The sequence below is a fragment of the Flavobacterium sp. 123 genome (genome assembly GCF_003634825.1).
Lineage (GTDB): Bacteria > Bacteroidota > Bacteroidia > Flavobacteriales > Flavobacteriaceae > Flavobacterium.
Map to the genome: position 1 here is coordinate 2056946 of NZ_RBXD01000001.1, position 25628 is coordinate 2082573.

24 protein-coding genes and 1 tRNA gene are annotated in these 25628 nt (G+C 32.5%); 11 read left to right on the forward strand and 14 right to left on the reverse strand.

From position 1 onward, the window contains the following. Positions 1-156 precede the first annotated feature (156 nt). Positions 157-1722, forward strand: a complete 1566-nt coding sequence (locus C8C88_RS09005) for an NAD(P)/FAD-dependent oxidoreductase (RefSeq protein WP_121338627.1) — start codon at positions 157-159, stop codon at positions 1720-1722. A gap of 1 nt (position 1723) precedes the next feature. On the opposite strand, the gene C8C88_RS09010 is transcribed toward C8C88_RS09005, so the two are convergent. From C8C88_RS09010 to msrB, 3 genes are read right to left on the reverse strand one after another with little or no spacing between them, the layout of a single operon-like run. Then, the gene (locus C8C88_RS09010; RefSeq protein WP_121337766.1) at positions 1724-2800 is read right to left on the reverse strand and encodes a glycoside hydrolase family 130 protein; all 1077 of its coding nucleotides are present in this window, start codon (positions 2798-2800) and stop codon (positions 1724-1726) included. A 42-nt stretch (positions 2801-2842) separates the two neighbouring features. Next, the gene (msrA, locus tag C8C88_RS09015; protein WP_121337767.1) at positions 2843-3466 is read right to left on the reverse strand and encodes a peptide-methionine (S)-S-oxide reductase MsrA; all 624 of its coding nucleotides are present in this window, start codon (positions 3464-3466) and stop codon (positions 2843-2845) included. A 1-nt stretch (position 3467) separates the two neighbouring features. After that, positions 3468-4016, reverse strand: a complete 549-nt coding sequence (gene msrB / locus C8C88_RS09020) for a peptide-methionine (R)-S-oxide reductase MsrB (RefSeq protein WP_121337768.1) — start codon at positions 4014-4016, stop codon at positions 3468-3470. A gap of 196 nt (positions 4017-4212) precedes the next feature. On the opposite strand from msrB, the gene idi reads away from it, so the two are divergent. The 5 genes from idi to C8C88_RS09045 all read left to right on the forward strand — a co-directional run bounded on the left by idi (position 4213) and on the right by C8C88_RS09045 (position 6192). Next, on the forward strand, positions 4213-4740 hold the full coding sequence (gene idi / locus C8C88_RS09025) for an isopentenyl-diphosphate Delta-isomerase (RefSeq protein ID WP_121337769.1): 528 nt from the start codon (positions 4213-4215) through the stop codon (positions 4738-4740). An 8-nt stretch (positions 4741-4748) separates the two neighbouring features. Next, positions 4749-5159, forward strand: a complete 411-nt coding sequence (locus tag C8C88_RS09030) for a 6-carboxytetrahydropterin synthase (protein ID WP_121337770.1) — start codon at positions 4749-4751, stop codon at positions 5157-5159. Then, positions 5159-5620 carry a peroxiredoxin gene (locus C8C88_RS09035; RefSeq protein WP_121337771.1) on the forward strand — a complete coding sequence of 154 codons (462 nt, stop codon included), beginning with the start codon at positions 5159-5161 and terminating at the stop codon, positions 5618-5620. Before C8C88_RS09030 ends, C8C88_RS09035 begins: the two co-directional genes overlap by 1 nt. A gap of 153 nt (positions 5621-5773) precedes the next feature. Next, positions 5774-6040 (forward strand): hypothetical protein, encoded by a 267-nt coding sequence (locus tag C8C88_RS09040; RefSeq protein ID WP_121337772.1) that lies wholly within the window; start codon positions 5774-5776, stop codon positions 6038-6040. Positions 6041-6118: 78 nt separating this feature from the next. Further along, positions 6119-6192 (forward strand) — tRNA-Thr (locus C8C88_RS09045). 182 nt (positions 6193-6374) lie between these two features. Here the strand turns inward: C8C88_RS09045 and C8C88_RS09050 are convergent. From C8C88_RS09050 to htpG, 10 genes are all read right to left on the reverse strand, one after another. After that, positions 6375-7085 carry a DUF4369 domain-containing protein gene (locus tag C8C88_RS09050; RefSeq protein WP_121338628.1) on the reverse strand — a complete coding sequence of 237 codons (711 nt, stop codon included), beginning with the start codon at positions 7083-7085 and terminating at the stop codon, positions 6375-6377. A gap of 126 nt (positions 7086-7211) precedes the next feature. After that, entirely contained in the window at positions 7212-9074 is a 1863-nt protein-coding gene (locus C8C88_RS09055) for a peptidase M61 (RefSeq protein ID WP_121337773.1), read from the reverse strand. A gap of 141 nt (positions 9075-9215) precedes the next feature. After that, the gene (locus C8C88_RS09060) at positions 9216-9494 is read right to left on the reverse strand and encodes a TIGR03643 family protein (RefSeq protein WP_121337774.1); all 279 of its coding nucleotides are present in this window, start codon (positions 9492-9494) and stop codon (positions 9216-9218) included. Between the two features lie 141 nt (positions 9495-9635). Then, entirely contained in the window at positions 9636-10442 is an 807-nt protein-coding gene (locus C8C88_RS09065) for a sterol desaturase family protein (protein WP_121337775.1), read from the reverse strand. Positions 10443-10489: 47 nt separating this feature from the next. Continuing rightward, the gene (locus C8C88_RS09070) at positions 10490-11092 is read right to left on the reverse strand and encodes an alpha-ketoglutarate-dependent dioxygenase AlkB (RefSeq protein ID WP_121337776.1); all 603 of its coding nucleotides are present in this window, start codon (positions 11090-11092) and stop codon (positions 10490-10492) included. Positions 11093-11166: 74 nt separating this feature from the next. Further along, positions 11167-11874, reverse strand: coding sequence for an aquaporin Z (gene aqpZ / locus C8C88_RS09075; protein WP_121337777.1), 708 nt, complete (start codon positions 11872-11874; stop codon positions 11167-11169). A gap of 31 nt (positions 11875-11905) precedes the next feature. Further along, entirely contained in the window at positions 11906-12271 is a 366-nt protein-coding gene (locus C8C88_RS09080) for a MauE/DoxX family redox-associated membrane protein (RefSeq protein ID WP_121337778.1), read from the reverse strand. Positions 12272-12351: 80 nt separating this feature from the next. Then, positions 12352-13245: a DMT family transporter gene (locus C8C88_RS09085; protein ID WP_121337779.1), complete on the reverse strand. Its 894-nt coding sequence runs from the start codon at positions 13243-13245 to the stop codon at positions 12352-12354. 1 nt (position 13246) lies between these two features. Further along, positions 13247-13651 (reverse strand): DUF2721 domain-containing protein, encoded by a 405-nt coding sequence (locus C8C88_RS09090; protein WP_121337780.1) that lies wholly within the window; start codon positions 13649-13651, stop codon positions 13247-13249. Positions 13652-13776: 125 nt separating this feature from the next. Next, entirely contained in the window at positions 13777-15675 is a 1899-nt protein-coding gene (gene htpG / locus C8C88_RS09095; RefSeq protein ID WP_121337781.1) for a molecular chaperone HtpG, read from the reverse strand. A gap of 180 nt (positions 15676-15855) precedes the next feature. Between htpG and C8C88_RS09100 the strand changes: the two genes are divergently transcribed. The 4 genes from C8C88_RS09100 (at position 15856) to C8C88_RS09115 (ending at position 19206) form a co-directional block, all read left to right on the forward strand. Next, on the forward strand, positions 15856-16332 hold the full coding sequence (locus C8C88_RS09100; protein WP_121337782.1) for a lipocalin family protein: 477 nt from the start codon (positions 15856-15858) through the stop codon (positions 16330-16332). Positions 16333-16346: 14 nt separating this feature from the next. Further along, positions 16347-17042, forward strand: coding sequence for an OmpA family protein (locus C8C88_RS09105; RefSeq protein ID WP_121337783.1), 696 nt, complete (start codon positions 16347-16349; stop codon positions 17040-17042). Positions 17043-17143: 101 nt separating this feature from the next. Continuing rightward, a complete protein-coding gene (locus tag C8C88_RS09110; RefSeq protein WP_121337784.1) occupies positions 17144-18091 on the forward strand; it encodes an ABC transporter ATP-binding protein in 948 nt (315 codons plus the stop codon). Between the two features lie 107 nt (positions 18092-18198). Continuing rightward, positions 18199-19206 carry a 3-oxoacyl-ACP synthase III family protein gene (locus C8C88_RS09115; RefSeq protein WP_121337785.1) on the forward strand — a complete coding sequence of 336 codons (1008 nt, stop codon included), beginning with the start codon at positions 18199-18201 and terminating at the stop codon, positions 19204-19206. Positions 19207-19285: 79 nt separating this feature from the next. Here the strand turns inward: C8C88_RS09115 and C8C88_RS09120 are convergent, their stop codons facing one another. Further along, positions 19286-23563, reverse strand: coding sequence for a T9SS type B sorting domain-containing protein (locus C8C88_RS09120; protein ID WP_158588989.1), 4278 nt, complete (start codon positions 23561-23563; stop codon positions 19286-19288). 237 nt (positions 23564-23800) lie between these two features. Between C8C88_RS09120 and argS the strand changes: the two genes are divergently transcribed. Beyond that, entirely contained in the window at positions 23801-25585 is a 1785-nt protein-coding gene (argS, locus tag C8C88_RS09125) for an arginine--tRNA ligase (RefSeq protein ID WP_121337787.1), read from the forward strand. Positions 25586-25628 lie beyond the last annotated feature (43 nt).

The following is a 25628-nucleotide window of genomic DNA, read 5'->3' on the forward strand; positions in this document are numbered from 1 at the left end:
CAAAGGTACAAAGTCTAATTAGAAAACAGGTTCTTTGAAAAAATCAAAATCGATTTTATGTTGTGTAACTAATTCCGCTTCAAAAATGTTATTTTTGCATCATGATTTTGTTTTTTGAATTAACGATTGACTAAATCTGCCTATAAAAATCATACAATGCCAAAAGAACTCCTATTACAAGTTACTCCTGAAATAGCTGCAAATGAGCAATTATTAAAGGAATATTTATCCAAACAAATCAAAGTCAGCACGAAAGAAATTCAACATGTTTCTGTCTTGAAACGTTCTATTGATGCGCGTCAAAAAGCGATTAAAATCAATTTGAAAGTGATGATTTATTTGGTAGGAGAAAAAGTTCAGGAGCATGAAATTCAACTTCCACATTATAAAAATGTGTCGTCTGCCCAAGAAGTACTAGTTATTGGTGCTGGACCAGCGGGACTTTTTGCAGCTTTGCAATTAATTGAATTGGGATTGAAACCCATAGTTTTGGAGCGTGGAAAAGATGTTCGTGGACGTCGACGTGATTTGAAAGCTATTAATGTTGATCATATTGTCAATGAAGATTCTAATTACTGTTTTGGTGAAGGAGGAGCAGGGACTTATTCAGATGGGAAGTTATATACTCGATCAAAAAAGCGTGGTGATGTAACTAGAATTTTAGAACTTTTGGTGGCTTATGGTGCCTCTTCAGATATTTTGGTAGATGCACATCCACACATTGGAACTAATAAATTACCCCAAATTATTCAAGATATTAGAGAGAAAATAATTGAATGTGGTGGTCAGGTTTTGTTTGAAAAAAGGGTAACCGATATTTTGATAAAAAATAATGAAGTACAAGGTATTGTAACTCAAAGTGGGGACAGAATTCTGGCTAACAAGCTTATTTTAGCTACAGGACATTCTGCTCGTGACATTTTTGAATTATTAGATAGAAAAAAAGTTTTTATAGAACCTAAGCCTTTTGCTTTGGGAGTTAGAGCTGAACATCCACAATCGTTGATTGATAGTATTCAATACAGTTGTGACTATCGAGGCGATTATTTGCCACCAGCTCCATATTCGATTGTAAAACAAGTAGGAGGACGAGGAATGTATTCTTTTTGTATGTGTCCTGGAGGTGTTATTGCTCCATGTGCTACTAGTCCCGGAGAAGTGGTAACTAATGGTTGGTCGCCTTCAAAAAGAGATCAAGCTACGGCTAATTCTGGAATTGTAGTGGAATTAAAACTGGAAGATTTCAAACCTTTTGCTAAATACGGAGCTTTGGCCGGAATGGAGTTTCAAAGAAGTATAGAGCAAAAATCTTGGCATTTAGCCGGAGAATCTCAAAAAGTACCGGCACAGCGAATGGTTGATTTTACACAAAATAAAGTGTCTTCCGAAATTCCAAAAACTTCCTATGTTCCTGGCACTACATCTGTGGAAATGGGGCAAGTTTTTCCGGGTTTTTTAACTCAAATATTACGAGAAGGTTTTTCTGAATTTGGTAAATCAATGAAGGGATATTTGATAAATGAGGCGGTCCTTCATGCACCAGAAAGTAGAACTTCATCCCCTGTAAGAATTCCAAGAGATAGCGAAACTTTAGAACACCTACAAATAAAAGGATTGTATCCTTGTGGTGAAGGAGCCGGTTATGCTGGTGGAATTATTTCTGCGGCAATTGATGGCGAAAAATGTGCTTTGAAAATTTCAGAAAGTTTACATCATTTATAGACTATTGCTTTCTTACTGCTACTGCAATTTTTGAATCAGCTGTTCCGTAATATAAAAACCATTTATTTTTAAAGAAAACCAACCCTTCTACAAAACAAACTTCATTTACCTCGCCCATTTTTTCATACGGTTTGTCTGGATAGATAAAGTGATTTTGGGTACGATCAATTAATTTATAAGGTTGGTCTTTGTTAAATAAGGCTTGGCCAGCGGCATAAGTAAATTTAGGTAATTTAGTATCATTGTAGTTGGTAGCATTACTTCCATTATAAATCAAAACAATTCCTTCTTTTTGTAAAAGTGCAAAAGGGCCAGGTTCTACTAATCTACTATCAAAATATCCCATTCTTGGATGAAGAACGGTAATTATTTTTTGGCTTTCTTCATTGATTGCTGCTTGCCAATGAATTAAATCTTCTGAATATGCCATAAATAAATCGGTATCACCAAAATACATCCAATATTTGTTATTAATTTTTGTGGCAATAATTTTATTTCCTTTTCTTTCTCCTACAATAGCTCCTGATTTTGCCCAAAGATCTTTGTATTTTTCATCTTTTAGAACTAATCCTTGTTTTGTCCAATGTTTCAAATCTTTGGAAGTAGCAAAACAAAGGCGTGCAATTTTTCCATCATACGAAGTGTAGGTCATAATATAAGTTCCGTCAGGAGATTCAATGACTCTAGGATCTTCTACTCCTCCTTTCCATTCATACGAATTCATAGCGTCATTATCAGGAAAAAATATAGGTTCTGCCTCTTTTTTAAAATGTAAACCGTCATTGCTGACAGCTAATCCTAAGCGGGATGTCATTTGGTTGTCTTGAGCTCGGTAAATTAAATAGACTTTACCATCTTTTACAATAGCAGATGGGTTTAGTACATTTCGCTCTTCCCATTGCACTTCTTTTTTGCTAACAGGACATAAAAATGTTTGTTTTTTATCTGGTGATAATATGGGATTAATACTGTCAACTTTTACAAAATTCAGAAGCGCCCATGAAGGTTTTGATTCCTGAGCTTTAATAAAATTGAAATTTAGTACAAAAAGGAATAAAGCAAAGCGAATGAGTTTCATCTGGAATTTATTTATTGAAATTAATATAGAGTAAATATAGTATTATTCTCTTTTTAAACGGCTTTTAAATAGTTTCTCAAATTTTTTTATTTTTGGTTGAATTACCATTTCGCAATAAGGTTGGTTTTTATTGTTTTCATAATAATTTTGATGATAAGTTTCCGCTTTGTAGAATTGTGTTAGTGGTTCTAATGTTGTGACAATAGGGCTGTTGTATATTTTTGCTTTGTTTAAAGCATTTATAATGTTTTGAGCTGCTTTCTTTTGTTCTTCATTTTTATAAAAAATAGCGGAACGATATTGAGTTCCTTCATCTGCGCCCTGACGGTTTAGAGTTGTTGGGTCGTGAACGGTAAAAAATACTTTGAAAATTTCATCTAGATTAGTTACCGTTTTGTCATAGGTAATTTGAACGGATTCAGCATATCCTGTTCTTCCAGTAGAAACGGCTTCGTAAGTGGGATTTGGAATTTTACCACCTGCATAACCTGATATTGCTGATTTCACCCCTATTAAATTTTCGTAAACAGCTTCTACACACCAATAACAGCCTCCTGCAAGTGTAATTGTTTCGAGCTTCGATTTTTTATCGTTTTTTGTGTTACTGCTGTTCTGTCCAAAAACGCTAAGGGATAACAACAGGCAAATGGCTAATAAAGTTTTCATGTTATTTAGTGTCAGGGATAAAGTCAAGCGCAATTGAATTCATGCAGTATCTTTTGCCAGTTGGTGCGGGTCCGTCATCAAATAAATGTCCTAAATGTCCGTTACATCTGCCGCAAAGTGCTTCAATTCGTTCCATTCCTAGCGAATAATCGTTTTTATAAATCACACTATTTTTATTGTCTTGTTCAAAAAAACTAGGCCAACCGCAACTACTCGCAAATTTAGCTCCAGAACGGAATAGTTTATTTCCACAGGCTGCGCAATAGTATGTTCCTTTTTCGTCTGTGTTCCAATATTTTCCTGTAAAAGGTCTTTCGGTGTCAGCATGTCGTGTTACTTCATAAACATCTTCGGGTAATACTTTTTTCCATTCGGCATCAGTTAAATGGAGTTTGGTAGTATCAGTATTAGAATAATAAGGATTTCCAGGTTTACTTATAGTATTTTTCATAATAGGAATGTTTTGCATGCTAGTAGTTTGTCCACAACTTGTAAAAATGAATACTGATAGTAGAAATATAATACTCAGAAATTGCTTTTTTGTTTTCATGGTTTCGTTATTTGAATTTTAAAAACATGTTTTAAAAATAATATTCTCAGGCTTGTTTAAGCTAAATTATAAGGTTAATTACCAAAACATAAAATTATAACATTCGCTTATTCAACACTCGTTAAACTTTTCACAAATTCAAAAATGCTATTTATACCATTTCTTTTTTCGTATTTTTGACGTGTAATAAAGGAATATGTTAGAAGAAAACGTAATATTAGTTGATACAAATGATGAGCAGATTGGCTTAATGCCAAAGCTCGAAGCACATGAAAAAGCGGTTTTGCATCGTGCATTTTCGGTTTTTATTTTGAATAATAAAAATGAAATTATGCTGCAGCAACGTGCCCATCAAAAATACCATTCTCCTTTATTGTGGACCAATACTTGTTGTAGTCATCAAAGAGAAGGCGAGTCTAATATTCAGGCTGGAAGCAGAAGATTATTTGAGGAGATGGGTTTTAAAACTGAACTCAAAGAATTGTTTCATTTTATTTATAAAGCGCCTTTTGATAATGGATTGACAGAACATGAACTAGATCACGTTATGATTGGGTATTATGATGAAGCTCCAGTTATAAATAGTGAAGAAGTTGAAGATTGGAAATGGATGTTAATTGAGGATGTTAAAACGGACATAGAGATTCATCCTGAAATATACACCGTTTGGTTTAAAATTATTTTTGACGAATTTTATCATTACTTGGAAGACCATAAAATTTAATAATTAGTATGAAAGTTACAATATCTAGAAAAGCTCATTTTAATGCTGCGCACCGGTTGTATCGAAAAGATTGGACTTTTGAAAAAAATGATGCGGTTTTTGGCAAGTGCAATAATCCCAATTTTCATGGTCATAATTATGAATTAACAGTAAGTGTTACTGGCGAAATCGATCCTGAAACTGGATATGTTATGGATGTAAAGTTTTTGACAGATATCATCAAAGAAGAAGTTGAAAACCCTTTTGATCATAAAAATCTTAATCTAGATGTAATTGAATTTCAGGATTTGAATCCAACAGCGGAGAATATTGTTGTTGTGATTTGGAATAAAATCAGAAAAAGAATCAAGCCAGAATTAGAACTTGAAGTGGTTCTTTATGAAACTCCACGTAATTTTGTAACCTATAAAGGACAATAATGGCACTGAAAGTAGGAGATAAACTTCCCGTTTTTAAAGCTAAAGATGCAGATGGGAATGATTTTGATAGCCTCAAATTTGTAGGCAAAAAGCCCTTGGTTATTTATTTTTACCCTAAAGATAATACACCAGGCTGTACAGCAGAAGCTTGTGGTTTTAGAGATCGATTTGAAGACTTTAAGGATTTAGGTGCTGAAATTATAGGAATAAGCAGTGATAGTGTTGTTTCACATCAAAAATTTGCAAAACAATATAAACTTCCTTTTATTCTGTTGTCAGATACGGATAAAAAAATTACAAATCTTTTTGGAGTTCCTTCAGGTTTGTTTGGTTTGCTGCCAGGAAGAGTAACTTATGTAGTTGATAAAAATGGAATTATTAAGTTAATTTTTAATAGTAGTTTGATGGCTACTAAACATATTTCTAAGGCACTTGAAGTAATAAAAGAATTAGCTAAATAAGAACCTTGATTTTTAGTTTCTAAAAAACGTAAGGATTAGGCAATTAAGAAATTTTTTTAATGGAAAAGCTTCAATTTTAGAAATTTAGATTTCATAGCTAGTAATAGAAAGATTATGTGTACTTTTGCAAACGCAAATTAAAATTAAAAAAAAATGGCAAACGTTAAGAATTTAAAAAAAGACATCAACTACGTTTTAGGAGATATTATTGAAGCAGTTTACTTGTTTGAAATTTCAACTTCAGGAAAACCAACTACAGAAACTAACGCTTTGATTGACGAAGCTATTGCAGCTTTTGATGCTTTAATTACAAAAGTAAACACAAAAAATGTTGAAAATAAAAAAGCACACTTCAAACAAATCAATGTTGAATTGGAACAAACTGCAAATCAATTGATTGCTAAAATCAACGAATTGTAAGCAAAAAAATAGCAAAAAAAGTTTGATTTTATTTTGGAAAATTAAAATTCAGGCTTATATTTGCACCCGTAATACGTCGCCAGCGTAGCTCAGTTGGCTAGAGCAGCTGATTTGTAATCAGCAGGTCGTGGGTTCGAGTCCCTCCGCCGGCTCTTTAATAAAACCACCTAATTTATTAGGTGGTTTTTTGTTTTTATTCAGAATCCAATTCATTAAATAGTTTATCCAGTTTTTAACAGCGACAATTAAATGGAATAATTAGTTGCTTTTTTGCAAGCATAAAAAAAACCGTATTTTAGCAATACGGTTTTCTCGGGTTTAATAATGGTTTGGTTTATTTCTGGTTTTTAATATCGGTAACGTATTGAGTTAATTTCTTTCCATACAACGATTTTGCAACTTTTGGAGACATTGATTTCTGGATTGTATCTAGAAATTTGATGTTGATATCATAAATATCAGACAGCGCAATATAAGGAGAAACTTCATAATTTCTATTATTGATAGCAAAATTAGTTGCATATAAATACTTTCTCTTTGTATTCGTTTCTTGTTTAAGATTTATACTATCAATCGCCTTTTGATTTTCACTCTTAATTGCTTTGAATTGTTGCTCTATCAAAGTTAGATTTTCATCTTTAAAACGAGAATTGATTTTTTTGTATTCTTCATATAAATCTTGATTTTTAGAGCCTGTAATTTTAGCATCTCCAATATATGAATCTAAACTAGTTTCGATGTTAATGTCACCTGGTTCAGCAAAAAACAATATGTTGTTGTCAAGAGAATTACTTACACCTCTATCTAAAAATAAATAAAGCATTTCAGGAGATTTTAATTCTAAATCACTTTGAAATTTTGAGCTTCCATCAATAAGTATAGTATCTAAAGCAACTAACGAAGTGTCAACGACTCTTTGAATATATAATGTTCCTTTTTTTAATCCTTTTATATTTCCAGTAATATGCAAATTTGTTTTTGAATCTTTATCGTTGCATGATGCCAAAAGGGCAACAGCAGCGAATGCAATAATTGTTTTTTTCATTTGTGTTTTATATTTTGTTGCAAAATAAAGAAAATTGTTCAAATGATTGGATTTCATTTAATGGAATTTTAAAAAAAAATCCCAATCTATTTCTAAATTGGGATTTTCTAAATTGGTTTGAAAGTCTTATCCTTTTAACCAAGAATTTTTCAAGGTGTTTTTAGATTTGTCTGTTGCTTCAAGACTATCTTTTTCTTCGTAAGGTAGTTTTACTTTTCCTTTTAAAGTCATTTCTTTACCATCTCGTTTTATTTTGACAGAAATAGCATCATTTTCTTTCCAATTCTGACTATCGGAAATCATATCGTAAATGTTGTCCAGAGAATATAGTTTTTCATTTATTGCAATGATAATGTCACCACCTCTTAAATCGATGTTTTTATAAAAATCTATTAACGTTATATTAGGCAGTACAATGATTTCTTTAGTTTGATGATTCACTGATATATAAGGGGATTTCCCTTTTAAGAAAACATTACCAGCTACTTTTTCAGTTGACTTAGTTACACCTACTTTGGCTAGATATTCATTATAAGGAATAGGAGTTGAGCCAGAAACATATTTGGTCAAAAATTCGCCAACTTCAGGATAGGTTAAAGAGGTGATTTTTGCAAAAAGTTCGTTGTCATTGAAAGCTTTTGATACACCATATTCGGCAGATAATTTGTGCATTAAATCTAGAATACCTCTTTCCCCATTGCTTTTTTCTCTAATAATGATGTCAATACACATACCGATAAGAGCTCCTTTTTCATAAACATTTAGATATTGATCTTTATAAGGTTCCGTCAATACATTTGCGCTCATGGTTGTGAACGGCATAGTATCATTCATTTTGTTAGCATGATCAATTTTTTCTGAAATACGACTGTAGAATTCCTTTTCGTCAATTAATCCTTGATTAATTTGAAAAAGATTGGCAAAATATTCTGTTACACCTTCATACATCCATAAATGTTCAGACATTTTTGGAGCATTGTAATCAAAATTTTGAATTTCTTGTGAATGAATTGTTAGCGGTGTTACAATATGGAAAAACTCATGCGAAACTACATCTTTCATTGATTTTACTAATTCATCTTTAGGTAACATTTCTGGCAAAACTACGGTTGTTACAGTAGGATGTTCTAGCGCTCCAAATCCTTTGGCGTCAGTATCTTTCATAGTAGATAGATACAATAAAACACTGTATTTTTTTGTAGAATTGATTTTGCCTAAAAAAGTTTTTTGAGCCGTCATCATTGTTTTCATATCTGGCGTGATACTTTCAGCAGTGACTTTACCAGTTGGGGAATAAACACCAATTAAAATGTCCATTCCGTCAACCGTGAATGTAGTGTAGTCTGGTTTTGAATACATAACTGGATTTTCAACTAATTCGGCATATCTAGGAGTTATAAAAACATCACTTGTGTTAGTTGCGTCTTGATCAATCATTGAAGTAGCACCCCAAAGAGTTTCTGGATGTGCTATGGTAACTTTATATGGTAGGTCTTTTTTATCTTGAAAATACCCCACAAATCCATGCATGTTTATCATGAAATTAGTTCCTGCATCAATATTAGTTCCTGCAGGTGAAAAGATATCTTCTTTACCAAAACCTTTTCCTTTTTCAGTATCGTAAGTGTCGTTAACTAAATAAGTAATTGTTTTTAAGTTTTTAGCATTTGTTATAGACCAAGAGTTTGTGTCTAATTTTTTTACAATTAAAAGATTTCCTTTTGAGTCAAATGCTTTTAAATCATCAATATATCTTCCGTAATCATCATCAGAATAGGTTCCTGGAACCATTTTAGGAATGCTATAAGTAATTTCTTCAGTGCTGAATTTAGGAGCGTTTATTGTAACCAAAACTTTATCATCTTTGACATCATTAAGGTTGATATTAACTTTTACTTCTTGTTTTAATGCAGTAGAAGAGGATGGCGCTATGGTTTTACAACTCCATAAAATAGAGGTAACTGCAAGGGTGAAAAATATTCTTTTCATGTTTATTTATTTTTTGCTATTTGTCGCTAAATGTATAAAAATGTTACATTTAGATTGGTTGGTAAAGGTTCGTCTTTATATTTAAATTTAATATAAATGTAAGGAATAAAAAAAACTCCTGGTATTCAGGAGTTTATTATGTTAATCTAGTTTGTTTTTTATATAATATTTACCATCTAAATCTTCATCAAAATCGTCAATTTTAAGAGGTTTTGGTTTTGGTTTATTTGCTGTAGCTTTCTTTTTCCACATTTCAAATTTTTCTGCTGGCATCTTCTTTTTCATTATTTCTAAAACTTCTTTTTCGGCTAAACCAAATTCTTTTTTGATAATTTCAAAAGGATTTCTTTCTTCTAGGGCCAATGTAACGAGTTTCTCTGTCTCTTCCCAGTTTAATTCTTTGCGGTTACTCTTTTTCATCACGTGAAAATTAATTCAAATAAGGTGTTAACAATTAGTAAATTTGGTTTTTTAATATATACCAATATTAATAAAAAAAATTATTACTTTTTCTCAAAAGAGAATTTTTTTTATTGATTTTTAGTTGTTTGAGTTGAGACACTATTTTTGAAATGGTATTTTTAATAAGTTTTTTAATTGATTGTGTTCTTCAGGTTTCATGTGGGTGTCTATTCCGTAAATTATTTCTTCTCTTGGCATCGTCCTAAAAGTTCCAAATAAACGATCCCAAACAGAAAAAATGTTTCCATAATTACTATCTGTATATGGTAAAACATAATGATGATGCACTTTATGCATATCAGGGGAAACTATAAAATAGCTTAAAAAAACATCTAATTTTTTTGGAATCGATAGGTTTGCATGATTAAATTGAGTGGCAATAACGGACAGAGTCTGATACAAAAAAACCATCCACATAGGACTTCCTACTATTAAAACTCCCAAAGATGTAAATACAAATCGGATTACACTTTCGCCAGGATGATGTCTGTTTGCAGTTGTAGTATCGATCCAAGTATCACTATGGTGAATCAAGTGAAAAGACCATAAAAATTTTATTTTGTGTTCTATTAAATGAACTAAATAAGCGCCTATTAAGTCTAATAGTGCTAATCCAATAATCAAATAAAGCCAATTTGGCATTTTTGGGAGCCATTGTAAAACGCCAAAATGATTTGTAGTACACCAATTAGCTGTTTTTAATAAAATAAAAGCCAGACAGAAGTTGACTATTATAGTTGTAAAAGTGAGAAAAAAGTTAATTCCTGCATGATGCCATTTTTTATAATTAAATTTAAAAAGAGGAAAGGCATTTTCTATAAGCCAAAAAATAGTAATGCCAGCCACTAAAATTAAACTTCTATGAGAGGAAGGAATTGACGAAAAATAAGAAATAATTTCATTCATATATGATGTATTTATTCCAAATTTAATGATTTTTAGGTTCGTAAAACTTATTTGATAATACGAAAGGTGAGATTAATTCTCGGGCCTATTGGTTTAGCTGTTTTTGGAATTTGATGTTTCCAATACTGTTGTGTAGTTCCCTTCATTATTAATAAACTACCGTGTTCTAAAAGAATATTTTTTTTAATTCCTGTATTCGAATTGTGTTTTAATTGAAAATTTCTTGTGGCGCCAAAGCTCATTGAGGCTATAATTGGATTTATGCCTAATTCTTTTTCATCATCAGCGTGCCAGCCATTACTGTCTTTTCCATCTCGATAATAGTTTAGTAAGACCGTCGTAAATTCTGTTGGACAAACTTTTTCGATTTCAAGTTTAATTTTTTCTAAAATTGGAATCCAAGGATTAGGTGACATTGTAATATTAGAATAGGAATATGTTTTGTTTTTATTTCCATACAAAGCAGTTAATCTGGGTTGTTGATGGATCTTACCGAAAACTCTAATTTCATCTTGTTGCCACGGAATAGTGTTTTTCAATTCAGAAAAAATAGCATCTGCTTCAATTGTATCCATAAAATGTGGATAGTAAATGATTTCTGCGTCAGGCAAATCGAGTACAATTGGTTCTTGTTGGAAGAGTAGATTCATTGTGTAAAAATAAAGAGAAAAATAAAACTTTTAAATTCTATTTTTCTCTTTAAGATAAATTAAATACGGATTAGTTACGCATTAGAATGGTCTTGCAATAAATTTTTATAAATAAATCCAGCAACAATTGCTCCTAAAATAGGTGCAACCCAAAACAACCATACCTGAGATAAAGGTTCTCCACCTACAAATAAAGCTTGTGATAATGATCGAGCTGGATTTACAGATGTGTTAGTAATAGGAATGCTGATTAAGTGGATTAAAGTTAACGCTAAGCCAATTGCAACTCCTGCAAATTTTCCATTTGCAAATTTGTCTGTTGCCCCAAGGATTACTAATAAAAAGAATAATGTCAAAACAAATTCAGCAAGGAAGGCGGCTTGTATAGAGTATCCATTTGGTGAAAAAGCACCAAAGCCATTAGACGCAAATGCTCCAGCTTTTGTAGCATCAATAATAAAACCTGCTTTTCCAGAAGCAATTGTATATAAAGTTCCTGCTGCTGCAATCGCTCCGATACATTGAGCAATAATGTAGGGAAGTAATTCTTTGGCTGAAAATCTTCCTCCTGCCCATAATCCAAAAGAAACTGCAGGATTGAAATGTCCTCCAGAAATATGCCCGACGGCATACGCCATAGTTAGCACGGTTAGACCAAATGCAAGTGAAACTCCAGCGAAACCAATTCCTAAATCAGGAATTCCAGCAGCAAAAATAGCACTGCCACAACCGCCAAATACAAGCCAATACGTTCCGAAAAATTCTGCTAATAATTTTTTCATAATTGAGATTTTTTAGATTAGAAGTTCAAGATTACATATTTAAAAGTGTATAATGAAATGACCAGTAAATGAGCACAAATTGTAATGCCATTCGTAAAATTAAAATCCATTTTGGCAAACCAAGACTTGCTTTTTTATCTCTATACATATGGATGTGAGCTGGAAAAACCGCAATCAAAAGCGCTATAATTCCCCAAGCGGCATATTTTGTATAAAAAGGAATGCATAATAAAACAGCTAAACTAATTTCAGCAAGTCCGCTTATGATATTTAATAGTTTTGGATTTGGAAAGTAAGGAGGAATGATTTTTTTGTATAGGCGAGGGCTTCTGAAATGGTTTATTCCAGCTAAAAAATAAAGCGAAGCCATCACATATAAATCGAAAGGTAAACTCATAGTAAATGTATTTACTACGAATTTATGAAAAATAGTACAAAAAAGGGAATTGTAAATTAAAAATATTGATTTACAGCGTATTACTGTTTTTTAACATTAAAATTCATAATTACAATAGCTGTTATTATTAAGGATATTCCGAACCATTGAAGTAAATTGACGGTTTCATTTAAAAGAAAATACGCCATTAATACAGATACTGGAAGCTCAAGTGCCGAAACAATACTGCCTAATCCAATTCCTGTATGTGGAAATCCAGCATTCATTAAAAGCGGCGGAATTATAGTTCCGAAAAGCGAAAGAATTATTCCCCATTTCATGAAAATTGTAAAGTTGAAAGGGGTAGTTTGTGTAACAAAAGCAAAAACAAAAACTATGATTGCTCCGCCAAGTAACATAAATAAACTACGTTGAGCAGATGAAATGTGAATTGCTACTCGATTTGCTGTAAACATAGTTATAGTAAATGAAGTAGCGGACAGAAGTCCTAATACAATACCTCGCCAATCTAATGAAATACTAGTTTTTAGAATGTTTGTAGCTAATAAGGTTCCAATTAAAACGATTAAAACAGCTAATAATTTTTTTGTTGAAGGAATTCTTTTGTCTAAAATCATTTCTAATAAAACCCCAATCCAAACCGTTTGCATCAATAAAACAATCGCGATTGAAACCGGAATATACCTTACGGTTAAATAATAAAAAACACTAGTTAATCCTAAAGAAGTTCCTGCAAGCAGCAGCTGAAATATATTTTTACCGGAAGCTTTTACTACGGTATTTTGTTTTTTTAGTTTTTGAAAAGCATTAATGAGACTAATTCCAAGGATTCCCAATACAAATTGAGAAACGGTTATTTCGGCGGTTGAAAACCCTTCATTATAAGCCATTTTTACAAATGTGGCTAACATACCATAGCTTGTTGCGCCAAGTCCTACTAGAAAAACGCCCTTTAATATATTGTTTTTTCCCATTTTAAACTTTGGTCTCTTTTTCAACAATATCACTTAAATGTAATCTCAGAGCATCAACCGATATGTTGATTTCCCAAAAGGACAATCCTAATGAAATTAATAGTGATAATAGGCTAAAACCAAAGAGATAAATGCCAAATAATTGTTGATCTAAAAACAATAAAAGCATTGTAAAAACAGATAAAAATAAACTCATTACACCAGCCATTTGCATGTAGCGAATAAGCGTTAATCGGAGGTTTAGGTTTTTGATTTCTAATAAAATCATTTTATTTTCTTTCTCTTTATATGTTTTTTTTAGCCCTCTAACAATAGTAGCAACAGTCAAAAATCGATTGGTGTAGGCTAACAAAATTAACGAGGTAGCCGAGAAAAGTAATGCGGGAGTTTCAATATGCAGCGTCATGGTAGTTTTTTAAATTATCAGTTCAAAGTTCGGCATTCTTTGCTCATTTTTTTATTTTTTTAAACAAAAAAACCTGCAAGTTTTTACTCGCAGGTCTTTTTGGGTTAAGCGTTTAATCGATTAAACTATTTGATCATCTCAAAACTTCTTTTTACAAAAGCAGTTAATGCTTCTCCTTTTAATAAGTTCTGTGACAATTTTGCTAAGTCTAAGGCTTGTTTTACTAAGCTTTCTTGAGCTGTTTTGTCTTCTGTAGCAAGAATAGTTGTTGCTAAATCTGAATTAGTATTTACTACTAAATTATACATTTCAGGCATATTTCCCATTCCGAACATTCCGCCGCCGCCAGATTGACTCATTTCTTTCATTCTACGCATAAATTCAGGTTGCGTTATAATGAAAGGAGCAGCTTGGCTATCCATAGCTTCAAGTTGTACAGAGTAGTTCTGTTTTGGCACAATAGTTTCTAAAACGGTTTTTAAGCTTGTTTTTTCTTCTTCAGATAATTTTGAAATCGTAGCTTCTTCTTTTTTGATTAAATTATCAATATGGTCAGAATCTACACGAACAAAAGTCAGTCCGCTATTATCGCTTTCAATTTTTTGAATTAAGTGCGAAATTATTGGAGAATCAAGTAATAATACTTCGTATCCTTTGTCTTTTGCAATTTCAATATAAGAATGCTGTGCTTCTTTGTTTCCAGCATATAAAACGACTAATTTGCCATCTTTATCCGTTTGCTTTTCTTTCAGATTTTCTTTTAATTCTTCAAGAGTAAAGTATTTGTCATCAACGGTTGGATATAAAACAAAAGCACCTGCTTTTTCATAGAATTTATCTTCTGAAAGCATTCCGTATTCAAGAACAATTTTAATATCGTTCCATTTTTTCTCAAAATCCTCACGATTTTCGTTGAATAATGCTTTAAGTTTGTCAGCAACTTTACGGGTGATATAATTTGAAATTTTCTTAACCGCACCGTCTGCTTGTAAGCCAGAACGAGATACATTCAAAGGAATGTCTGGTGAATCAATCACCCCTTTTAACATTGTTAAAAATTCAGGTACAATTCCTTCAACATTATCTGTTACATATACCTGATTTTGGTACAATTGGATTTTATCTTTTTGGATTTGCATATCAGAACCCAATTTTGGGAAGTACAGAATTCCAGTTAAATTAAATGGATAATCAACATTTAAATGAATGTGGAATAAAGGCTCCTCAAATTGCATTGGATACAATTCGTGATAAAACTTTTTGTAATCTTCGTCAGATAATTCTGTTGGCTGTTTCGTCCACGCAGGATTAGGATTATTAATGATATTGTCTACTTCAATTTCTGTAGTTTTTGTATCTTCTGGTGCATCTTCTCCAGAAACTTCAGGATTAGGAAGCATTTCTTTTTTGGTTCCAAATTTAATTGGAATCGGCATGAACTTATTGTATTTATTTAACAGTTCTCTGATTTTGAATTCTTCCAAAAACTCTAAAGAATCTTCTGCAATATGTAAAATGATTTCTGTTCCACGAGAAGTTTTGTCAGCAGGTTCCAAAGTAAACTCCGGGCTACCATCACAAGTCCAGTGTGCAGCAGGTTCGTCTTTAAATGATTTAGTAATAATTTCTACTTTTTCGGCAACCATAAAAGCAGAATAGAAACCGAGACCAAAATGACCTATAATTCCTGAATCTTTGGCTGAATCTTTGTATTTATCCAAAAATTCTTCTGCACCTGAAAAAGCGACTTGGTTGATGTATTTTTCCACTTCATCCGCAGTCATCCCTAAACCTTGATCGATGATGTGTAATTTTTTACCATCCTTATCGATTTTTACTTCAATAATTGGGCTGCCATATTCTACTTTGGCTTCGCCGATACTCGTTAAATGTTTTAATTTTAGTGTTGCATCTGTTCCATTTGAAATCAACTCACGTAAGAAAATTTCGTGATCGCTGTACAAGAATTTCTTGATTAAAGGAAAGATGTTTTCTACTGAAACATTAATTTTACCAGTTGTCATAGGTTGTAAAAATTTAAGTTTAATTTGATGTTTTCAGGTTATTCAAATAGAATACCAATTCTGTTAAAAGTGACAAATTGTCGCGACTGTTAATTTTAAAATAAAAAATCATAATTTTAAAACAATTTCCTTTTTATGTGTAGTACATTTGTAAGATTATAATTCTAAATCTATTTAAAAATGAAAAAAATCATTTTATTAATCGCATTATCTGTGATGCTTTTTGCTTGTAAAACGACCTCCATTACAGGCACTAATACAGATAGACAGGCTCAAGTAGCCATGAAGGGTAATTGGGTAATAAGCGCTGTGACTTATCCAGGCTCACAGTACATCAAAGTAAATTCATTTCAAATTGCTGATTCTGGTTGTTTTGAAGGGAGTACTTGGAATTTCATTTCAAATAATAACAAAGGAAATATGGCGTTGACAAAACCGAGTTGTGCAGCATTTAGCTCACCAATTACTTGGTTTATTAACAAAGAAGGACAATTTGTACTGAAAGTTCTTGACGCTGATATTAAAGCTAAAAAAGTTAGAGAAGGTTATGTGCTTGCAGTTGCGAATCAAACAGCTACTTCTTTTCAGCTGATTGATAGAATTGATGTGGGAGGAAAAATGACCGATGTGGTGTATCAGTTTCAAAAAGTTAATTAATAAAATAAAAAGACATGAAAAATATTTCAATAATTGCAATAGCATTATTAATGCTTATTGGATCAATATTCACAGGTTGTGAATCTATGAAAAATGCTAATAATACTCAAAAAGGCGCAGGAATAGGCGCGGTAAGTGGTGCGCTTATAGGTGGAATTCTAGGAAATAATCTTGGAAAAGGCGGAAAAGGAGCTCTTGGTGCAGTTTTAGGTGGTGCCGTAGGTGGTGTTGTTGGAGGTGTTATTGGGAACAAAATGGACAAACAAGCCCGAGAAATTGACGCTGTTCTTCCGGGTGCTGAAGTAGTGCGTGTAGGTGAAGGAATTAAACTAGTTTTGAATGAAAATGCAGTACGTTTCGATACTAATAAATCAACTTTGACTGCAACAGCCAAAGCGAATTTAGATAAACTAATTCCTGTTTTTCAAGAATATCCAGATACAAATATTACTATTTATGGATATACTGATAGCACTGGTTCTGCTGAATATAATTTGAAACTTTCAGGCGAACGTGCCGCATCCGTTCGAAATTATTTAGTTAAGAAAGGATTGGTTTCTTCTAGATTTAGCGAAACAGGTTTAGGTATTGCAGATCCAATTGCAACGAATGATACTGCTGAAGGCAGAAGTCAAAATCGTCGTGTGGAATTTGCTATTACTGCAAATGAAAAAATGATACAAGATGCAAAAAGTGAGGTCAAAAACTAATTTTGCCATTAGAATTAAAAAAAGCTGCTCAAATGAAGCAGCTTTTTTTTGTTCTCTAAATTCAATTAAACATTGTAAATTTGATTTCTCAAATATTAGAAATGCTTGAATTAAAAAATATTTCCTTCACATACATAGATAATGTCGTTATTGAAGATGTTAGTTTTGTTATTAAAAAAGGTGAAAACATTGCTTTAATTGGCGAAAGCGGATGTGGAAAAAGTACTCTTTTGAAATTAATTTATGGATTATATGATCTTGATAAAGGAGTCATTAGTTATAAGGATAAGATTATTTTAGGGCCTAAATACAATTTAATTCCCGGAGAAGATTACATAAAATATTTAGCTCAGGATTTTGATTTGATGCCGTACATTTCTGTGGAAGAAAATGTAGGTAAATTTTTGTCGAATATTTATAGAGATAAAAAAAAGGCACGAGTTCAGGAACTTTTGGAAATGGTTGAAATGACTGAATTTGCAAAAGTAAAAGCTAAATATTTGAGTGGTGGACAACAACAGCGAGTTGCATTAGCAAGAGTTTTAGCTTTAGAACCAGAAATACTGTTGTTAGACGAACCGTTTAGCCAGATTGATACTTTTCGTAAGAATGCTTTGCGCAGAAATTTATTTCGATATTTAAAAGAAAAACAAATAACCTGTATTATAGCCACACATGATAGTACGGATGCTTTGTCCTTTTCGGACGAAACAATTGTTATGAAAGACGGAAAAATTTTGGCTAAAAATGCTCCAAAAGAATTATTTAAAAATCCTTCTGATAGATATGTTGCTTCCCTTTTTGGCGAAATAAATGAATTGAAATTGTCACAATTGAATAGTGCTGAACAAGAAGACAAAACCATTTTAGTTTATCCGCATCAATTGAAAGCAAATGAAAATGGAGTTTTAAACGTAATAGTAAAGCAATCCTATTTTAAAGGAACGCATTATTTAATAGAATCTGTTTTTGAAAACACGGTTTTATTTTTCGAAAATGCTTCTGATTTGGAGCCTGAAACCAAAATTAGTTTGTCCTTACAAATCTAATTATCTTGGTCAAAATATGAAGTTATCGAAAAAATTATTAAATTAGAAACTTAATTTTTAGCATAAGTTTATAATTACACCCCAAACTTTAAAAAATAAGTAGTATTATGTACCATTCAAAAATCTCAGGATTAGGGTTTTATGTTCCTTCAAATGTTGTTACTAATGATGATTTATCTAAAATCATTGACACTAATGATGCTTGGATTCAAGAACGAACTGGAATTCAAGAACGTAGGCATATTATTAGAGGCGAAGACACCACAACTACAATGGGAGTTAAAGCAGCTAAAATTGCGATAGAACGTTCCGGAATTGCTAAAGAAGATATTGATTTTGTTGTTTTTGCTACATTAAGTCCTGATTATTATTTTCCAGGACCAGGAGTTTTAGTACAACGGGATTTAGGTCTGAAAACTGTTGGGGCTTTAGATGTCAGAAATCAATGTTCTGGGTTTGTTTATGCCTTATCGGTTGCAGATCAATATATCAAAACAGGTATGTATAAGAATGTTTTGGTAATTGGATCTGAATTACAATCAACAGGATTAGATATGACAACTCGTGGTAGAGGTGTTTCAGTGATTTTTGGTGATGGAGCAGGAGCTGCAGTATTAAGTAGAGAAACGGATCTGACCAAAGGAATTTTGTCTACACATTTGCATTCTGAAGGGCAACATGCCGAAGAATTAATTGTGAAAGCACCTGGAATGGGAGGACGTTGGGTTACTGATATTTTAGCGGATAATGACCCAGATGACGAAAGTTATTTTCCTTATATGAATGGACAATTTGTGTTTAAGAACGCAGTAGTCCGTTTTACAGAAGTAATTAATGAAGGATTAAATGCTAATAATTTACAGGTTTCAGATATTGATATGTTGATTCCACACCAAGCGAATTTGAGAATTTCACAATTCATTCAGAAAAAATTCGGATTAACTGATGACCAAGTGTATAACAATGTGCAGAAATATGGAAATACAACTGCTGCGTCTATTCCAATTGCTTTAACAGAAGCCTGGGAGCAAGGTAAAATTAAGTCTGGCGACACGGTTGTTTTAGCAGCATTTGGTAGCGGATTTACTTGGGGTAGTGTTGTTATAAAATGGTAAATTAAGACATGAAATATTTAATATAAAAAAAACCGAAGTTTTATGCTTCGGTTTTTTTATTGCTTAAAAAGTAGCGGTATTATCGAATCAAAGAAAAGTGAGATTTATACTCTTTACTAACACCATTTTCTTGATAAGTTAAGGTAAACCAATAATCAGACGCAGGCAATGGTTGGCCATTATATATTCCGTCCCAACCTGGTCCATCTGGTTGAAGTTGTTTTAAAAATTTGCCATACCGATCAAAAATATATAATTTAGGATTATCCTGAACTCCAAGACCCATTATATTCCATGTTTCATTAAACCCATCACCATTTGGACTAAAATACTTTGGAGCATATATAGTTTTTAGTGTTATTTTCAGAACAGAACTACAACCATTAGCATCACTAATTGTTATTTCGTGAGTTCCAGCGCTAACATTGGTAAACGTATTGCTAGTTTGAGGTGTATTTGAATCCAATGAATAAAGGAAATTATTTCCGTTGCCAAAATTTGGTACTGCATTAACTACAATAGTTTGACTATCAGTAAACCAGCCACTGGTTGTAAAACTTACTGAATCAGGTTTAGAAGATTGAATAACTGTAAAAGGTATTGGATCAGAAACACATCCCGATATTAATAAATCAGTAACGGTTAAGGTGTAATTTCCAGCCTCATTTGTAGATAAATAATCTAAAGTACTTACAATTGTTCCGTCTTCTTTTTTCCACTCAACTGCATATCGAGGAAGGCTATAACCGCTAATAATTACTGAATTTGTAATTTCACCTGTTATGAAATCAGTACAAATAGGAGGTACATCAAATATTGGAGCTAGTTTTGGAAGAATTGTTATATTTATTGGTTTTTCATCTGTACATATTTTAGTTGTTGAGGTTCCTGTTTCGGCATAGGCATAAATAGTTGTTGAAGATGTTATTATATCTCCAGGGAATTTTTCAACATTACCATTTCCAGGACCACCAGATTTTGTGAAATAACGACTTATCGGTGAAGTGTATGGCGGTAATTCATAACCAGTACAGGTGGTTATTGGTGTAATGGATGCTATGTTTGGGGAATTATATATAGTTATATTAAAAGTGTCTTCATCACTGCAGCTAACTCTGCTACTGTCTTCGGCATAAACATATAGTGTTGTAGATGTAGTTATTGGGGTTGTATAAGGAGGGGTTATTTTAGTGCCAGTGCCATGTGGTCCACCTGAGGCTGTATAATAATCACCTTGACCTATTATTGGAGGTAAAGTATAACTGTCGCAACTATAGATGTCACTTATTTTATTGACAAGAGTGATGTTTATACCTATGCTGTATTCTGATACGCAGTAGTTAGGAAGAGTAGGAGCTGCATATACATAGATTGTTTTTGATGATGTCAAAACTGTCCCTGGTCGAAGGATTGGATTAGTAGGAGATGGGCCCCCTGGAAACTCATAATACTCTCCTTTTTTTAAATCATCTAATATATAACTTGAGCCACATTTAATAACTTCTCTTGGTTTAGCATCAACAGGAGCGGATTTATAAATGGTAATTACAAATTTCGCTTGAACGTAACAGGGACCAGAAGTGGCTTTGTCATAAAAATAAAGAGTTTGTGTTTTGGTTATTGGATATCCAACTTTTCGTATTATGCCAGTTCCTAAAGGACCAGTGTAATAATTACCAGTGTGTGCTACAGTTGGTAAATAATAAATATCGCAATGAGTTGAGTTTTCAAATACAGGAAGTGGTTTGATTTTTATAGTTATGGTAAACGATATGTCATTGGTGCAAATCTGTCCTGGGATATAAAACCAAAGTTGAGTTGTTTCATTAAGTACTGTCCCTTCAGGAACTAAAGATCCTCCACCAGCAGGAGCTGTTCTGTATTCTCCAAAAGCTAAATCAGGAAGAATATAAGATGAACACGATTCTGTATCTACAGGAGGATTAATGCTTGCAAGTCCAATAAAAACTGTGAATTGTTTTTCAGAAGTACAATTTAGTGGACTAGTTCCACTTTGTTTGTAAACGTAGATTGTTTGTGTTGCTGAAATTATTGTTCCGGGTGGTATTTTATCACCACCACGTGAAGCTGCGTTTCTGTATTCTCCAGAAGTTAGGCTAGGTAGAATATATGAATTACAATCAAATTGATCTTCAAAGTTAGTTAAGGGTTCAAAAGGGATTATAGTGATTTTTAATTCCTTTTGAGTTTCGCAGGCAGGAGTTTTTGTAGTATCTACATACAAAATGTAAAATGTTTGTGTATTTGTTATTAAAGTTCCAGGAGCTATTTCTATTAGAGTATTAGTTCCACCACTTTTTGTGAAATATTTTCCATAAGATAATATGGGAAGCTTATATTCCGTACAATATGTTTCTGATTTAGGTGTGAGACTATCTAAATCATTAACAATAGTAACCTTGAAAGAATCTTCATTTGAACATCCACCATTTGTTGATTGATTAAAAACATATATAGTAGTTGAAGTGTCGATTTTATCTCCAGCATAATGTTGGATTCCTGTGCCATTTGGTCCAGTCCAATATTCAGCTCCCGCTTTTGATAATGGAGGCAGGATATAATAATCGCACACAAAAACATCTTCTAAAATATCAACTTCGGGTATAGGAATAACCGTAAGGGTAAAAGATACCGTCGCAAAACAGCTGCTATCGGAACTATTTGCTAATCGTACCCATATTGTTCTAGTAGAAGATAGTAGAATATTACTTGAATTTGGAAATAATTTATTGGTGTTATTATTTGCATCCGTTTGTGAGGGATGAAAACTAATTAAATTATAGGAAGGATCTTGATTTCCTAAAATTTGATTGATGTTATCTGTTAAGTCAAAATTTGCTTTTGGAGGTGATTCCGTCGTATTTCTAGCGCACGCATTTAAATCGTTAGGCGTTGTCATTATTGTAGGTGGTGGAACAATAAACAATTGAAATGATCTTGTTTCATAACATGGTGAAGCGGGACTTTGAATGCGTATCCAAATAGTCTTACTGGAATCAGAACTTGAAATAATGTACGGATTACTTAAAGGATTACTGTTGTTTTTTGCATCTATTTCGGATGAATAATACGTAATTGTAGTGCCTTGAGGTAAATCATCTAAAAGTCCAGCTGTATTAGTTGCTGGATTGGCCCCTGCCATTATAATGGAGGTGTTTTTTGTTAAATCAAAACTATAAGTTGGTAAACCAATGTCGCAGGTGTAAATATCAGGTACAGTTGTAATGGCGCCAATTTTAGGATAAATTTCTATTGTAATTTCATCCGTAATTCCTGAACAACCTGGAAGAATATAAGTGACGCTAAAAGTGTGTATTCCTGGACCAATTGAAGCAGCTACGCGGTTTAAGTCTAATGTTGAACTAGTTTCGGCTGGAGAAAAAGCTACTCCGTTTTTTTTCCATACAAAAGTAGTTGTCAAAGGATCTAAACCTGCTGTTGTTAATATGGGTAATGGATCTCCAGGGCAGATAGCTGTATTATTTTCAATAGAATAGTCAGGTCCAAGAACATTTTGGCCTAAATTAAAACTATTAGCTTTTAAGAATATAGCGGAGTCGTATTCAACATTGTCATTTCCGTCCGCAATAACTATTTTTATATGGTAGGTGTGACTGGTGTCTAATCCAGTTGCAGAGGCCACCATTTCAACAGTTTGCCCATTAAAATTGATTGCAGGACCAAAACCAGTACCGTTAAATGATCCAAAAAGTTTTGGATTTGCTGAAGGGCAGTCTGAATTGTAAGCACTATCTCTAATGGTTTCTACAGAGATGGGTAAGTTTGTAGCGGGAATGACGGCTAAGTTTTGAGTTGGACTTCCCGTTGTAACATCTTTCAAAAGGAATGCAAATGCGTCTGAAAAATTGCATTGCGCAGTACCATATTCTTCGGAGGCGAACAAAAAAGAGAAGTTGAAATTTGATGTTTTTGGTTGGAAATCAAATTCTATAAAACTTGCATTTATAGAGTTAATTGCTATTCCAGATTGAGAAAGTAAATTAGTTTCTAAATCAGTATCACCACCCCATGCGGTATTTCCATCACTTAATATTGTGGAATTTGGGCTGGGAGTTTTTGTTGCGTCACCAGTTGTCAAAACTACCCCACTTGAAAAAGGAAAGGTATCATTAGTATTTTCAAAATAACCAATTCCATTTGTAGAGCCAAATTGTGCTCCTGTTTTATAATTTACATTACTAATTGTTACACAAGGAGAGTTAATCAATATGTTATTTATCAATTGATCTACTGTATATGTAGTATTTACTGTTATTCCTTGCGAATAGTTTTTAACTGTAAATGCTAATAATAAAACAATTAGGATTTTTTTCATCATAAATGAAATTAATATTCAAATTTACATTAAATATGGCAATAATTCAAGACCAAAAGCTTTAATATCAGTCAAGATGCTAGCCTTTGTTAAAACCTGTAAGGCATGATTTTTAATGTTTTTTTTATTCTAGATTTTTGGACTTAAAAAAACATTTTAGTGGCAACACTTGAATTGTATTTATAAATAAAAAAATTCTAATTAAATACTATCTTTGCCGTCTCAATAAATAAAAAAATGAATCTTCAAGAAATTCTTATTCCTAATATAAAAAAAGCGGTTCTCGAATTATTCGATGTAACAATAGATAAAGTTGAATTCCAAGTTACACGCAAGGAATTTGAGGGAGATACTACGATGGTAATTTTCCCTTTACTTAAAATTATCAAAAGTAATCCAGTAGAATTAGGAAATAAAATTGGAAATTATTTAGTTGAAAATGTAGCTGAAGTAGCTCGTTTTAATGTTGTTTCTGGTTTTCTTAATATTGTTATTTCGGATACCTATTATTTTAATTTTTTTAGCAAAATTAAAGATGATACCCGTTTTGGATTTGTTACGCCTAACCCAAATGATAAGGCAGTTATGGTTGAATATTCTTCTCCAAACACAAATAAGCCGTTGCATTTAGGTCACGTTCGTAATAATTTGTTAGGATATTCAGTTGCTGAAATTATTAAAGCTTCTGGTAAGAAAGTATATAAAACCCAAATTATAAACGACCGAGGAATCCATATTTGCAAGTCAATGTTAGCTTGGCAAAAATTTGGTAACGGACAAACTCCAGAATCAACAGGTCAAAAAGGGGATAAACTAGTTGGGAATTATTATGTAGCTTTTGACAAAGCCTATAAAGAGGAAATAAATCAATTAGTTTCTGAAGGAAAATCAGAAGAAGAGGCTAAAAAACAAGCACCAATTATTTTAGAAGCTCAAGAAATGCTGTTAAAATGGGAAGCGGGTGATGAAGCCGTTATTGCTCTTTGGAAAATGATGAACCAATGGGTTTATGATGGTTTTGCAATAACCTATAAAAATTTAGGAGTTGATTTTGACTGTTTTTATTATGAAAGCAACACTTATTTGTTAGGTAAAGATGTAGTTCAAATTGGATTAGAAAAAGGTATTTTTGAAAAAGATCCTGATGGTTCTGTTTGGATTGATTTGACGGACGAGGGCTTAGATCGTAAAATTGTATTGCGTTCAGATGGAACTGCAGTTTATATGACTCAGGATATTGGAACTGCAATTCAGCGTGTAAAAGATTATCCTGATGTAGGAGGAATGGTTTATACAGTTGGGAATGAGCAAGATTACCACTTTAAAGTATTGTTTTTAATTCTGAAAAAATTAGGTTTTGACTGGGCTTCTAGCTTATATCATTTATCATACGGAATGGTTGATTTGCCTTCTGGGAAAATGAAAAGCCGTGAAGGAACTGTTGTTGATGCCGATGATTTAATGCAAGAAATGACAGATACTGCTCAAAAAATTGCTGAAGATTTAGGTAAATTAGATAGTTATTCTGCCGAAGAAAAAGAAACTTTGTACAACACTATAGGTCTCGGTGCTTTGAAATATTATATTCTTAAAGTAGATCCAAAAAAACGAATTCTTTTTAATCCTGAGGAATCTGTTGATTTTGCTGGAAATACAGGGCCTTTTATTCAGTATACTTATGCCAGAATTCAATCCATTATTCGTAAAGCTAATTTTGATTATGCGCTATTATTGAACTATGATGAGATGACACTTCACGAAAAAGAAAAAGAGTTATTGAAACAAATTGAATTGTTCCCTGAAGTTATACAAAATGCAGCTCAAAATCATAGTCCTGCTCTATTGGCAAATTTTACCTATGATTTGGTTAAAGAATACAACTCGTTTTATCAAGCTGTACCTATCCTTGGAGAAGAAAATTTAAACAAAAAAATATTTAGAGTTCAACTGTCTAAAAAAGTTGCAGATACTATTGCTGCTTCATTTGGATTATTAGGGATTAATGTTCCAGAGAGAATGTAATAAAAATTAATGTTGTTCGTTACTACAATATTAACCCCCTTAA

What these genes read in the sequence shown, in the direction of transcription:
- C8C88_RS09005 (WP_121338627.1), top strand. Translation starts at nt 157, where the DNA reads ATGCCAAAAGAACTCCTATTACAAGTTACTCCTGAAATAGCTGCAAAT.
- C8C88_RS09010 (WP_121337766.1), bottom strand. Translation starts at nt 2,800, where the DNA reads ATGAAACTCATTCGCTTTGCTTTATTCCTTTTTGTACTAAATTTCAAT.
- msrA (WP_121337767.1), bottom strand. Translation starts at nt 3,466, where the DNA reads ATGAAAACTTTATTAGCCATTTGCCTGTTGTTATCCCTTAGCGTTTTT.
- msrB (WP_121337768.1), bottom strand. Translation starts at nt 4,016, where the DNA reads ATGAAAACAAAAAAGCAATTTCTGAGTATTATATTTCTACTATCAGTA.
- idi (WP_121337769.1), top strand. Translation starts at nt 4,213, where the DNA reads ATGTTAGAAGAAAACGTAATATTAGTTGATACAAATGATGAGCAGATT.
- C8C88_RS09030 (WP_121337770.1), top strand. Translation starts at nt 4,749, where the DNA reads ATGAAAGTTACAATATCTAGAAAAGCTCATTTTAATGCTGCGCACCGG.
- C8C88_RS09035 (WP_121337771.1), top strand. Translation starts at nt 5,159, where the DNA reads ATGGCACTGAAAGTAGGAGATAAACTTCCCGTTTTTAAAGCTAAAGAT.
- C8C88_RS09040 (WP_121337772.1), top strand. Translation starts at nt 5,774, where the DNA reads ATGGCAAACGTTAAGAATTTAAAAAAAGACATCAACTACGTTTTAGGA.
- C8C88_RS09050 (WP_121338628.1), bottom strand. Translation starts at nt 7,085, where the DNA reads ATGAAAAAAACAATTATTGCATTCGCTGCTGTTGCCCTTTTGGCATCA.
- C8C88_RS09055 (WP_121337773.1), bottom strand. Translation starts at nt 9,074, where the DNA reads ATGAAAAGAATATTTTTCACCCTTGCAGTTACCTCTATTTTATGGAGT.
- C8C88_RS09060 (WP_121337774.1), bottom strand. Translation starts at nt 9,494, where the DNA reads ATGAAAAAGAGTAACCGCAAAGAATTAAACTGGGAAGAGACAGAGAAA.
- C8C88_RS09065 (WP_121337775.1), bottom strand. Translation starts at nt 10,442, where the DNA reads ATGAATGAAATTATTTCTTATTTTTCGTCAATTCCTTCCTCTCATAGA.
- C8C88_RS09070 (WP_121337776.1), bottom strand. Translation starts at nt 11,092, where the DNA reads ATGAATCTACTCTTCCAACAAGAACCAATTGTACTCGATTTGCCTGAC.
- aqpZ (WP_121337777.1), bottom strand. Translation starts at nt 11,874, where the DNA reads ATGAAAAAATTATTAGCAGAATTTTTCGGAACGTATTGGCTTGTATTT.
- C8C88_RS09080 (WP_121337778.1), bottom strand. Translation starts at nt 12,271, where the DNA reads ATGAGTTTACCTTTCGATTTATATGTGATGGCTTCGCTTTATTTTTTA.
- C8C88_RS09085 (WP_121337779.1), bottom strand. Translation starts at nt 13,245, where the DNA reads ATGGGAAAAAACAATATATTAAAGGGCGTTTTTCTAGTAGGACTTGGC.
- C8C88_RS09090 (WP_121337780.1), bottom strand. Translation starts at nt 13,651, where the DNA reads ATGACGCTGCATATTGAAACTCCCGCATTACTTTTCTCGGCTACCTCG.
- htpG (WP_121337781.1), bottom strand. Translation starts at nt 15,675, where the DNA reads ATGACAACTGGTAAAATTAATGTTTCAGTAGAAAACATCTTTCCTTTA.
- C8C88_RS09100 (WP_121337782.1), top strand. Translation starts at nt 15,856, where the DNA reads ATGAAAAAAATCATTTTATTAATCGCATTATCTGTGATGCTTTTTGCT.
- C8C88_RS09105 (WP_121337783.1), top strand. Translation starts at nt 16,347, where the DNA reads ATGAAAAATATTTCAATAATTGCAATAGCATTATTAATGCTTATTGGA.
- C8C88_RS09110 (WP_121337784.1), top strand. Translation starts at nt 17,144, where the DNA reads ATGCTTGAATTAAAAAATATTTCCTTCACATACATAGATAATGTCGTT.
- C8C88_RS09115 (WP_121337785.1), top strand. Translation starts at nt 18,199, where the DNA reads ATGTACCATTCAAAAATCTCAGGATTAGGGTTTTATGTTCCTTCAAAT.
- C8C88_RS09120 (WP_158588989.1), bottom strand. Translation starts at nt 23,563, where the DNA reads ATGAAAAAAATCCTAATTGTTTTATTATTAGCATTTACAGTTAAAAAC.
- argS (WP_121337787.1), top strand. Translation starts at nt 23,801, where the DNA reads ATGAATCTTCAAGAAATTCTTATTCCTAATATAAAAAAAGCGGTTCTC.